This window comes from Congregibacter sp. (assembly GCF_965660375.1).
Taxonomy (GTDB): Bacteria; Pseudomonadota; Gammaproteobacteria; order Pseudomonadales; family Halieaceae; genus Congregibacter.
On sequence record NZ_CBFHZO010000104.1, the window covers coordinates 21,543 to 32,904 of the forward strand.

The window sequence follows — 11,362 nt, forward strand, 5'->3', positions numbered from 1 at the left end:
TCGTTGGCTACGGCACGTTGGCCCTCATTGCTTTTGGATAGCTGAGGGTCGGCGTCTGTCTGTTCAGGCAGCCATGCTGTCTTCAATTTCAAACTCTTCCAGAAATGCCATGAGCTTCTCTCGCTCAGACGCGTCTTCCCGGGTACGCGCCAGAAGATGCGTCGTGCGGGGTTCCCGATCCAGGAACAGCTTTCCGCTCACCTTGGCCGCTTCTGAGGCGGCGGCGAGCCAGATAATGGTGTCTGCTCCCTCTTCCGGGGTGCGCAGGATAAAGCGGGTGAGTGTATGAAAGGCGGGGAGGGATGACTCAACGCCCGGTGTGTCCGCCCAGCCGGGGTGCATGGCGTTAACAACGATACCGTCATCGGCCCAGCTCTCCGCCCACTCTTCCGTGACCACGGTGAGCGCCCGTTTGCAGCGCGCATAGGCTGTGGCGCCGGCGTAGTTTTTTGGAATCGCCTGCAGGCGATCCACGCGCAGTTGCTGGGAATACATGCCACCGGAAACTACGTTGATAACCCGGGCGTCTTCCGCTGCCTCCAGCAGAGGTTTGAGGGCCCGGGTGAGGCGCCAGGGACTGAGCAGCAGAAGGGCGAAACTTTGTTCCAGGCCCTCGGACGTGGTGCCCCACTCATTGAATAGTGCGCCAGCGTTGTTGACCAGGACGTTGATAGGCTCGCCAGCTTTCAGCAGCCGCTCAGTGAGGGCATCCACTTCCCCCATGATTGAGAGATCGGCAAGTTCCTGGCGTATCGCCATATTGCCGGTCTCTGCTTTCAGGTCTTTAACTACCGCTTCGCCGCGCTCGCGATTACGCATCACAAGAATGAGTTCGGCGCCTCGCTCAGCAAGATCCCGAGCCGTGGCGAGACCCAGCCCGGAGGTGGCTCCGGTGACGATGATCCTTTGCCCTTTCAGGGAGGCGCTCATAGGATCCCAACGCTTTTTCCCCCGGCGATAGCCCCACTTGCTGAACATGGCGAGACCGGGCCACAGGAGGCGGTCGGCTTTGGCGCTTCCCGGAGAGATTTCCGGTGGCGCGTTGCTGTCGTCCAGGGCGCGCTTAAGACCCCGCAGGGCAATCTTACCCATGCGCTGCATCCCTGATTTCAGGACACCCTCAAGGGCGGCAAAGGGCATTTTGTAGCTGAAATCTGCGTGGTAATCGATGCGGGTCTGGTCACCATCCTGGGTAAAATAGATGGTGTCCACTGCGGAGAACAACCAGCTCTCTGCCTGGAGGGTGACCATGTTCGGCGCTTCAAACTCTGTGATGGTGTACAGAAGCTCGATGGACCCGAGGGGCAGACGGCAGCGCACCTCAAACTGGGTTCCCGTTCCCACGGGGCCGTCGCTGATTTTGCGGGCTTTGAAGGCTGTGGCATCCCATTCCGGTGTGGTACGAAAGTCGGCGGTGTAATCGAAGCACTCCGCAACGGGGCGATGGACCCGGATGGTTTCTTTAAGACTGATCATTGGATCTGAAAACTCTGAAATCTGTTGCTGTGCTTACGCAGGTCCATGCCTGCCAGTTCACCTTTTGTCCATGGCCCGTCCGTGCTCTGCTTGCCTAATCCTCCACCCAGACATGCCTCAGGGGCTCGCCAAAATCGTCGTAGATGACCTGCTTTCGGGATCGTCGGCGTCCGGATTTTGTGGCGGGCTTTCTGGCGCCCTTGAGCGATTCCCTGCGTGCCTCGATCGTTGCCACCACTTCGGGAACCGGTGTGCGTTCACTGGGAGGTTCGGTAAAGAGTGGCCGGGAGGGCGCAGGCTGCGTTCCGGGCTCCCAGGCGCTGGCGCCGCGGGGGACATTATCGACCTGTCCGCCGACCTTCAGAAACTTCGCTGTGGCCTGCTCCAGCTCACGACGGATAGCCGCTTTCGACTTCACGCCGAGCTTGGGCTTGTTGTGTTCGTCTTTTTTTGTCATTGCTACGCTTTTTGCGAACCGGGATCCCTGAGCGTCCGTCGTTGACAGACAGATCGTTAAAAGACAGATAGTCGAACAATGCGCATTATAGCGTCCGATTTGGTGGTTCAGGACTACCGGTATCTGGGATAATAAATCGCTTTACTGATCGTCGGGAGTTGGACCTATGTTTTGGCTTGCTTTTACAGTCGTGGCTTTCGTCATGTTTTCCTATCTGGTGCTGAGGGGGGAAAACCTGTCGTACCTCGATCAGCCCGTGCCCGATCACAGCCCGAGAGCGCCCAGTGAAGCCATGCAGGGAGTACTCGCGTCTTTGCGTGAGTTCGGCGAGGGAGCCCACGGTCGTGGCCGCCAGCGTGTTCAGGCCGTCCGTGGCTTTATGGACAAAATGGGCGCCCAGCGTAGCTATGAGAGTGAATTCCTGGCGCTGTCGACACCGGACCTGCGCGGCGAATGGGTGCTGGCGCCCAAGCATGACACCGGGCGGCGGATTCTTTACCTCCATGGTGGTGCCTTCATTGCGGGAAGCCCTCTGAGCCACAGGCCTATCACCGATCGGCTTGCCCGTTTGACCGGTGCTGCGGTCTTTGTCCTGGACTACCGACTGATGCCTGAACACAAGCGCATCGATGGCATCGAAGATTGTCGGCGGGCGTACCGATGGATTCTGGAGAATGGGCCTGATGGTCGTTCACCGGCGCAGACCCTGGTGGTGGCGGGGGACTCAGCCGGCGGTAATCTCACGCTTTCCCTGCTGTCCTGGGTGCGGGATCAGGGTTTGCGCCAGGCGGATGCCGGCATCGCCCTGTCGCCGGCGACGGACGCTGTCCTCGACGCTCCCAGTCTGCGCCATAACATTGCCAGCGATGCCATGCTCGGCCCGGCCTTTGGTTTTCTGGCAAAGGTCCCGGGTATCTTCCTTCTCTGGTACACCTGGGCCACCTCGCGGATGCTGCCCGCCGATCCGCGTATATCGCCCCTGCGGGGTTCCCTGGCAGATCTACCCCCGATTCTTGTGCAGGCCAGTGATTCAGAGATGCTCCTGGATGACGCGCGGCGTTATGTGGCGAAGGCCCAGGCAGCGGAGTCGCCGGTGGTGCTGCAGACCTGGCCTGACATGGTCCATGTGTGGCAGATGTTCACTCCGGAGCTTGAAGAGGCCGAAGAGGCCTACCACAACATTGCTGAGTTTCTCGACGCGGTCCTGCCCTCCAGTGCCGAGCAGGCCGCATGAACGCTATCCGCTCGTCTCTGGTGTTCGCCTGGATGGTTGTAAGCATTATCCCTATCGGTCTGGGTCTGGTGATTGCTTCCCTGTTCCTCTCTTCAGGTAATTTGTGGGGCTACTTTGCCAGGCCCTGGCTGCGCGGGGTGATCGCCGCGGCCCGCTGGATCGGCGGGGTGGACTACGAGCTCCGCGGGGCGGAAAACCTGCCCGGCCCTGAGGATATGCGCCGCGTTATTTTGGTATCAAAGCACCAGTCGACCTGGGAGACTTTTTTCTTTCCCAGCATGATGCCCCACAACCTGGCTTACGTTTTTAAGAAAGAGCTCCTTCGGATTCCTATTTTCGGTTGGTGTATGGCACGTCTGGAAATGGTGCCCATCGATCGCAGCAAACGTTCGGAAGCCTGGAACAAGGTAGCGCAGTTTGGCGTCAGGCTCATGGACAAGGGGCGCTGGATCATCATGTTTCCCGAAGGCACCCGCAGCGAACGGGGAGGGCAGGGGAACTATAAAAACGGTGCCAGCCGTTTGGCGGTGGCGACCGATGCCTGGCTCATACCCATTGCCGTGAGTTCCGGTCAATGCTGGCCGCGCCGATCCTTCTCCTTTGTTCCGGGAAAAATTGATGTATCCATTGGTACACCGATCAACGCTTCGGGCGGTGATCCTGAAACCCTGATGAGACAAGTAGAAAGTTGGATTGAGGAGGAGATGCGCCGCATTGACTCCACGGCCTATGTCCAGGAGAGCCCCGGCATCGTCGGGAAACGCACTGACGGTGGGTGATTATCCCCTACCCGAATGCCGCGCACTGATCCTCAGCGCAGACCCGCAGTGGCGGGAAGCGCTGTGTTCGCGGCTCTGTGAGCTCGAAGCCCGCGATAACGAGGACTCCCAGCGCTTTTTGTTGCAGCTGCAGGGTCTTGCCGGTCGTGAGGAGCTTCTGGAGCAGGCGGAGCGGGATGGAACGCTTCAGTGCGTGGTTCTGGACGCGGCGAGTCTGCCTGACGTTTCGAGCATCATCGCAAAGTTGCGTTGTCTGCGCAGTGAGCTGGACATCTTTGTTGCCGTCTCGCCCGGAGAGAGGCCCGCGGATGATCGCTGTGAACTGGTAGATCGCGACGATAGCCGCGCCGAAATTCTCCTGCGACGCGTACGCCGAGCTATTGGGAAACGGGCCAGCACGCCCTTTGCCGATACGCTGCGGGAGTACGTGGAAGGGGCCCGGGATGCCTGGCACACGCCGGGGCACTCCAGTGGAGACGGTTTGCGCGAGAGCCCCTGGGTGGCGGATTTTTATCGCATGATGGGCGAGCACGTGTTTAACGCAGATCTGTCTGTGTCGGTACAGGAGTTGGATTCGCTTTTGGAGCCGTCCCACGTGATTCATGCGGCCCAGGATCTTGCGGCAGATGCCTTTGGGGCAAAACACACGTTTTTTGTAACCAATGGCACGTCCATGGCCAACAAAGTGATCGTGCAGCACGTGCTGGGCAATAGCGGCAAGATGCTAGTGGACCAGGCCTGCCACAAGTCTGTGCATCACGCAGCCATCATGTCCGGTGTCGACCCCGTGTATCTCCCTGCGAGTGTTAATGAAGCCTACGGTCTCTATGGACCTGTGAGTAAAGCAAGTATTGAATCGGCAATTGATGCCCACCCCGACGCGGGTCTGCTGGTGCTGACGTCCTGCAGCTACGACGGTTTTTACTATGACCTGGAGCCCATCATTCGCCGCGCCCATGCAGCGGGCTTAAAGGTACTGGTGGATGAGGCCTGGTATGCCCACGGCTATTTTCATCCCCGGTTGCGACCCTGTGCCCTGGAAAGCGGTGCCGATTACGTCACCCAAAGTACGCACAAGATGTTGTCGGCGTTTTCCCAGGCAAGCATGATTCATGTGGCTGATCCTCACTTCAATGAGGCGCGCTTTCGGGAACACCTGAATATGCATACCTCGACCAGTCCCCAGTACGGCCTCATCGCCAGTCTGGACGTGGCCAGAAAACAGATGAGTATGGAGGGCTTTTCACGCCTGGATCGCTGCATCGGCTATGCACAGGAGCTGCGGGAAGGCATTGCGGACAGCGGTCGATTCCGGGTCCTGGGCCTTGCGGACATGCTGCCCGGGGAGTTGAGCGATGATGGTGTGCGCCTCGATCCCACCAAGCTCACCATCGATGTGAGCCGAGGGGGATGCAGTGCCCGGGAGCTGCAAAAAGCGCTTTATGAGAAACACTCCATCCAGGTGGAGAAAATTACCCACAACACGCTGTCAGTGCTGGTTACCCTGGGCACAACGCAAGGCAAGGTTCTACGACTCCTGAATGCGCTGCGCAGCCTTGCCCGGGACCTACCAGAAAAACCCGTGAAGTTATCGCCTCCCAGCGTACTTCCCGCCATTGGCATCATGCAGCAAAATCCCCGGGACGCGTACTTTGGTGCCTGCGAGGACCTGCCCCTGAGTGATGACAGTCACGGCATCAATCGCTCACTGATAGGTCGTGTCAGTGCTGATCAACTGGTGCCTTATCCGCCGGGTATTCCTGTGCTTGTTCCCGGGCAGCGGATCAGCGAAGACGTCCTCGACTACCTGCTGGATCTTTATCACGATGACAGCGGTATTGAGTTGCATGGTCTTGCGAAGCACGACGGCAGGCCCATGCTGCGGGTTACCAAGAGGGTGGATAACGACGCCCGGCGCACACTTTGATTGATCCATAGGAGGAATCGGCATGGCCATTCAGGAAAAATATATCGACTACACGGTGGGGGACAGAACCCACGAGGCCTTTCTCGCCTGGGATGATGATCACAGCGGGCCCCGTCCCGGTGTGATGGTGGGGCATGCCTGGGGTGGACGAAGCGAGTTTGAGGAAGACAAGGCCCGGTGGCTTGCGGGCCAGGGATACGCAGGGGTTGCCATCGACATGTATGGCAAAGGTGTCCGAGGCTCGTCGCCTGAAGAAAACACTGCGCTGATGACGCCTCTTCTCGAGGATCGGGGGGAGCTCCAGGCGCGTATGGAGGCATCCCTTGCCTTGGTTCGATCCCTGGAGCCAGTGGATGCGTCCCGCTGTGCCTCCATGGGGTACTGCTTTGGTGGCCTGTGTGCCCTGGACCTGGCGCGTATGGGGACTGACGTCGCAGGCGTAATATCCATTCACGGTCTGTTCATGCCGCCCGGAAACACCCACGGTATGAAGATTTCCGCCAAGGTGCTTTGTCTTCACGGCTACGATGACCCCATGGCCGACCCTGAGAGCATGCTGGCACTGGCGAAGGAGCTGAGTGACGTCGGCGCAGACTGGCAGGTGCACGCCTACGGAGGCACACTTCACGCTTTCACGAATCCTCAGGCGAACAATCCGGACATGGGCACGGTGTATCACCCTCTGGCAGATGCCCGTTCCACCGTGGCAATCAGCAATTTTCTGCAGGAGCTCTTCGGCGCCTGAACCTTAACAGGGGCTCAGCGGAATAGGCTCTCCAACCAGCGACGCCAGCCACCCTTTGATTCGGGCGGCTTTTCCTCATTACCGGCAGCGGGTGTGCTTCCGGCGCTGCCTCCATTGATGCTGTTATCAGGAGCTCCATCAAAGGTGGCGTTAAGCCACGCTGCGGTGCGCACTGCGGACAGCGCCAGTCGCTGTTCTGCCCGGGGCAGCTGCTCACGGATGTAAGGCTTATCGATGGTAGCCGGGACGGGATAGAGCGTTTCCCGTAAGGCGGCGCTCTCGCGGATCCACAGCAGGGGATCTCCGTCCGCTGCCGCGGGCTCCCGAAGCAGGTCACTTTGCTGGTAATAGCGGAGCCAGGCTTGTTGGCTGCGGCCGGTGCTTTCAAAAAGCTGCCGATCCCACACGCGGTGCAGATTAGACGTGTCGCCATTGAACTGCACCGTGATCTGATTGCCCCCGCGATCCCGTCCGTTACCTACATGCATGGGTTGCTGCAGGTCCTGAACGATATGTATGGCGAAGCGCAGTGCCAGGCGTTTGCGCTCAAGGGGGGTTGCCCCGTCTCTTAAGTCCTCCCGGAACTGATGTAATGCCGTGTAGCCATCGCCCTGGGGTGGCGCGCCTACCTGTATATAGCGTTGACCATCCGGCACGGTCACGTAGTGATAGGGACCGGCCTCCTCCTGCCAGAACCGCTTTGGACTGCTGCGCATGCGGTCAGCCCAGGTCGCGGCGGAGGCCAGGGTCTCTTCACCGAGGAGCTGCTCGACTTGGGATCGGGTGTTAGCGCTCAGGTAAGGCGTCGCGAGTAGGGCGGCAAGCTCATGACCCATGGCTCCCCAGGCCCTTACGCCAGGACTCCACAGTAGGGTGTTGCCCAGGAGGCAGAGCGCCACTAGCAGTGAGGGAGTGGCCGCTCTTGTGGTAAGCGGGGTTTGGTCTGCGAAGACGGGTCGCGTTCTGCTTTTCATGGAGCAAGTTTACGTCGGTCCCCGGCCCTGGAGCCACACTGCGCGGAGTCCCGGGCTGTGATATAAAACGGCCGCCCCTATTCTGGAAAAAACATCATGAACAGCGACTTACAACCGATCATTATTGGCGTTGGCCAGGAGGTCTGGCGGGAGCGCGACGTCAGCCGCACACCGGTGGATGCACTGCAAGCTGTGGCGACCAAAGCCCTTTCCGACACCGGGTCAGAGCAGGCTCTGGCCGCCATCGACCGTATCGTGCACGTACCCTTTTTGATGAATCAGGTGCCCGGCTTTGTGGAGGCCATGCCGGTGAATCCGGGAGCAGCACTGGCCGAGCGTCTCGGCATCAGCGCCGCGCAGTTCACATCCGATGTGGGGGGTAATCTTCCCCAGCAGCTGCTCAATGAATTTGCGAGGCGTTTGACCCGGGGCGACGGCGATGTGGTCCTGCTTTGCGGTGTGGAGCTATTGGCGACGTTCCTGGGCGCCGTGCGCGGAGGCGAGGGCTTCCCCGACTGGGCAACCGGACAGGAAGACACAGCGATGCAGGTGGGTGAAACCCCGGTGATGACCGCTGCGACCGAGCAGGCTCACGGGCTCTATGAGCCTATCAATGCCTATCCCCTGTTTGAATCTGCCCAGGCCCATGCCCGGGGTCTCTCCAGTGAAGAACACCAGGCGCTCCTCGGCAAGCTGGTGTCAGGCATGAGCCGTGTTGCTGCAGACAATCCCTACGCCTGGAAGAATGAGGGTCTCTCTCCACAGGAAGTGCTGTCTACCGACGGCGGCAATCGCATGATCAGTCATCCCTATACCAAAGTGATGAATGCTGTTCTGGCCGTGGACCAGGCGGCGGCAGTGGTGCTGACTACCGTGGGCAAGGCCCGGGAACTCAACATCGATCCTGAACGATGGATTTATCTGCGCGGCGCTGCCGCAGCTCACGATAGCTGGTATCTGGGGCAGCGGATGAAACTCAGCGAGTCGCCTGCTCTGAAGGCGGCCTGCCATGGGGCTCTCTCCCAAAGTGGATTGGATGTCGAGGACCTCACGCATTTTGATCTTTACAGCTGCTTTCCTTCCGCGGTGCAGGCTGGCTGTGACGCGTTGGGGCTCGCTCCCGACGACCCCCGGGGGGTTACCGTGACCGGGGGTTTGAGTCTCTTTGGTGGGCCGGGTAACAACTACAGTCTTCACGGTATAGCGTCCATGGTGGATCGTCTCAGGGAGACCCCCGGCGGGGCCGGTCTCGTGTGGGCAAATGGGGGGTATCTCACGAAGCACGCTGTGGGTGTTTATGCGCGTGAGCCGGGCGACAGCCCCTGGGAGCCGGGTGACGATGAGATGCTTCAGGCGGCCATTGACGCGCTACCCCTCGTGGAGCTTGTGGACGAGGCAGAGGGAGGGTTTCTTCTGGAAGCGCACACGGTGACCTACGCCAAAGAGGGGCCAACGCGGGCCATTGCCCTGGGAAAGCTCGCCGATGGGCGTCGCTGCGCTGCGGTGAGTGATGATTCAAATGTTCTGCAGGCCCTGGTGTCAGGCAGTTACGTCGATCAGCTGGCGCAGGTGTCTCATGAAGACGGTCTGAACCGCTTCCGGCTGCTAGATCCGCTTTCGCAGGATCGAGTCTTGAAGGACTGAGCTCGCCTCTCAGCTGATGGTTTCGAAGCGATTCGCTTCAAGGTTTTTCTGCACGTTATCGATTTCGAAAAGCTGACCGTTCATGGCGATATAAACGCCGGGGGCTGCTGCCTGCAGCGCTCCGATGGCGCAGCCTATATTAAAGATCGCATCGGAGCCTTTGAATGCGGCCGGCTGCAAAGCGCCGGTGAGAACAATGGTTTTCCCCGCAATTCCCTTGAGCGCCTGACCCGTGCGGACCATGCCGTCGGTGCCGTGGGTGATCAGTACCTGCTGCTCCGGGCAACGCTCCGTGCTTTTCCGGATGGCATCTCGGTCATTCTCAGTGAGCTCCAGGCTGTCCTTGCGCAGGGCCGACTCCACTGTGTAGGGGAATTGTGCGCCCATACTATCCAGTAGTTCGCCGATCACGGGCTCCCCAACCTGATAGTCGCTTTTAGCATCGAAGTAGATTTTATCGATGGTGCCGCCGGTTGTGATGATGTGTAGATTCATAGTGGGGCTGAGCCTTCTGAACAGAAGGCGAATCCTGCTACATGCACGAGCCGCTGTCGAGGCTTCCCTGGGGAGCGTTCTGGCTTCCGCTTTTGTTGCCCATCTGGAGGCACAGGCCGCTTATAATGCCCTCTGCAATAAGGCATGAGATAACAGGAACGCAATTTATGGGTTTTTACGAACGTCATCTGCTGCCGCACTTTATAAACTGTGCCTGTGGCAGCAAACCCATTAGGAGGCAACGGGAGAAGATTGTTCCCCGGGCAGAGGGCACCGTGCTAGAGATAGGCATTGGAACGGGGCTCAATCTTCCTTACTACAACAAGGGTCAGGTGGAACGGCTCATCGGTCTGGATCCCTCCGAAGCATCCTGGGAGCTGGCGCGGGCGAGGGCCGAGAACATTGGTTTTCCCATTGAATTTATCGGTCTTCCCGGCGAGGAAATCCCGTTGGAAGACAATAGCGTTGATACGGTGGTCATGACCTACAGTCTGTGCACCATCCCTGATCCCGTGACCGCCCTGCGGGGCATAGCCCGCGTCCTTCGTCCTGGCGGCGTTCTTCATTTTGCGGAACACGGGCGCGCCCCGGATGAGTCCGTCCGGCGCTGGCAAAATCGTTTGGATCGTCCCTGGGGCGCTATAGCGGGCGGCTGCCATCTCAACAGAGATATCCCCGCGCTGCTGGCCGAGGGCGGATTCCACAGCGAAGACCAGGAAAGTATGTATCTGCCCAGCACGCCACGTTTTGCCGGTTTCAACGTCTGGGGCAGCGCAAGGCCCGGGTGAGTCTTGCCCATGACCTCAATACTGCGGAGCACGCTACTGCTTGTGCTTGTTTCGCTTGTGTTCTCTACCACGGCTTCTGCCGAAGGCCTGCGTTACCGCATCGAGGGGGCTGCCAAGGAAGTCAGGGAAAACGTTCGTGCCTATCTGGGGGAACCCCCCGGTGAGGAAGGCGCCGTCGAGCGCTTTTTGAGCACCGCACCGCTATTGGCGGCCAGGGCTCTGGAGGCGCTGGGGTATTACGAGCATCAGATAGACCTGCAGGTGGATCGCAGTGGTGATCCCTGGAGAGCGACGCTAAACCTTGTCCCGGGCGAGCCCCTGCGTTACACGGCGGTTTCAGTGCGCCTTCTCGGCGAGGGCGCCGGCGACGGGAGGCTGTCCGGCGTTGTCGATTCCCGAGCGCCGGAGGTAGGGGATCCCCTGCATCACGGGCGCTACGAAACCCTGAAGCGGGATTTGCTGCAGGTGGCGCGCCGGCGAGGCTATTTTGATGCCGCTTTTACACAGAACCGGGTTGACCTGGATGTGGCCCGGCATCAGGCGACGCTGTCGCTAATCTTTGACTCCGGAGCCCGTTATCGCTTTGGCTCGGTTAATCTGGACGAGATGGTAATAGACCGGGGCCTGCTGGAACGTCTGCTTCCCTTCGAGTCAGGTGCCCCCTATGAGCAGCGGTTGCTCCTGGAGCTTCGCCAGCGCCTGCTGCGCCTGGGATACTTTGGCAGCGTCACGGTGCTGCCCGATCTCCCTAAGCGCAGCTTTCCCGGGGTCCCCATCAACGTTGCGCTGACGACCGCGCCCAGGCATAGCTATGAGGTGGGTGTGGGTTTCAGTACCGATACG

General features: G+C 59.7%; 11 protein-coding genes. 7 read left to right on the forward strand and 4 right to left on the reverse strand.

The genetic code is table 11. From position 1 onward, the window contains the following. Positions 1-63: 63 nt before the first annotated feature. Both ACTG3T_RS10090 and ACTG3T_RS10095 read right to left on the reverse strand, forming a co-directional pair. The gene (locus tag ACTG3T_RS10090) at positions 64-1,476 is read right to left on the reverse strand and encodes an SDR family NAD(P)-dependent oxidoreductase (protein WP_439102145.1); all 1,413 of its coding nucleotides are present in this window, start codon (positions 1,474-1,476) and stop codon (positions 64-66) included. A 94-nt stretch (positions 1,477-1,570) separates the two neighbouring features. Continuing rightward, positions 1,571-1,933, reverse strand: coding sequence for a hypothetical protein (locus ACTG3T_RS10095; RefSeq protein ID WP_439102146.1), 363 nt, complete (start codon positions 1,931-1,933; stop codon positions 1,571-1,573). A 166-nt stretch (positions 1,934-2,099) separates the two neighbouring features. Here ACTG3T_RS10095 and ACTG3T_RS10100 point away from each other — a divergent pair, with 166 nt between their 5' ends. Genes ACTG3T_RS10100 through ACTG3T_RS10115 form a run of 4 tightly spaced genes read left to right on the forward strand, consistent with a single transcriptional unit; the run spans position 2,100 to position 6,618 of the window. Beyond that, positions 2,100-3,167: an alpha/beta hydrolase gene (locus tag ACTG3T_RS10100; RefSeq protein ID WP_439102147.1), complete on the forward strand. Its 1,068-nt coding sequence runs from the start codon at positions 2,100-2,102 to the stop codon at positions 3,165-3,167. Then, positions 3,164-3,946 carry a lysophospholipid acyltransferase family protein gene (locus ACTG3T_RS10105; RefSeq protein ID WP_439102148.1) on the forward strand — a complete coding sequence of 261 codons (783 nt, stop codon included), beginning with the start codon at positions 3,164-3,166 and terminating at the stop codon, positions 3,944-3,946. The genes ACTG3T_RS10100 and ACTG3T_RS10105 overlap by 4 nt, the downstream gene beginning before the upstream one ends. Further along, the gene (locus tag ACTG3T_RS10110; RefSeq protein ID WP_439102149.1) at positions 3,897-5,873 is read left to right on the forward strand and encodes an aminotransferase class I/II-fold pyridoxal phosphate-dependent enzyme; all 1,977 of its coding nucleotides are present in this window, start codon (positions 3,897-3,899) and stop codon (positions 5,871-5,873) included. The genes ACTG3T_RS10105 and ACTG3T_RS10110 overlap by 50 nt, the downstream gene beginning before the upstream one ends. Positions 5,874-5,895: 22 nt before the next feature. Beyond that, on the forward strand, positions 5,896-6,618 hold the full coding sequence (locus tag ACTG3T_RS10115; protein ID WP_439102150.1) for a dienelactone hydrolase family protein: 723 nt from the start codon (positions 5,896-5,898) through the stop codon (positions 6,616-6,618). 14 nt (positions 6,619-6,632) lie between these two features. Here the strand turns inward: ACTG3T_RS10115 and ACTG3T_RS10120 are convergent, their stop codons facing one another. Continuing rightward, positions 6,633-7,592 (reverse strand): S1/P1 nuclease, encoded by a 960-nt coding sequence (locus ACTG3T_RS10120; protein WP_439102151.1) that lies wholly within the window; start codon positions 7,590-7,592, stop codon positions 6,633-6,635. Positions 7,593-7,688: 96 nt separating this feature from the next. Between ACTG3T_RS10120 and ACTG3T_RS10125 the strand changes: the two genes are divergently transcribed. Beyond that, a complete protein-coding gene (locus tag ACTG3T_RS10125) occupies positions 7,689-9,236 on the forward strand; it encodes an acetyl-CoA acetyltransferase (protein ID WP_439102152.1) in 1,548 nt (515 codons plus the stop codon). A gap of 9 nt (positions 9,237-9,245) precedes the next feature. On the opposite strand, the gene ACTG3T_RS10130 is transcribed toward ACTG3T_RS10125, so the two are convergent. Further along, on the reverse strand, positions 9,246-9,731 hold the full coding sequence (locus ACTG3T_RS10130) for an asparaginase domain-containing protein (RefSeq protein ID WP_439102153.1): 486 nt from the start codon (positions 9,729-9,731) through the stop codon (positions 9,246-9,248). Between the two features lie 167 nt (positions 9,732-9,898). Here ACTG3T_RS10130 and ACTG3T_RS10135 point away from each other — a divergent pair, with 167 nt between their 5' ends. Further along, a complete protein-coding gene (locus tag ACTG3T_RS10135; protein ID WP_439102154.1) occupies positions 9,899-10,519 on the forward strand; it encodes a class I SAM-dependent methyltransferase in 621 nt (206 codons plus the stop codon). 9 nt (positions 10,520-10,528) lie between these two features. Continuing rightward, the coding region (locus ACTG3T_RS10140; RefSeq protein WP_439102155.1) for an autotransporter assembly complex protein TamA at positions 10,529-11,362 on the forward strand (834 nt) is incomplete at its 3' end.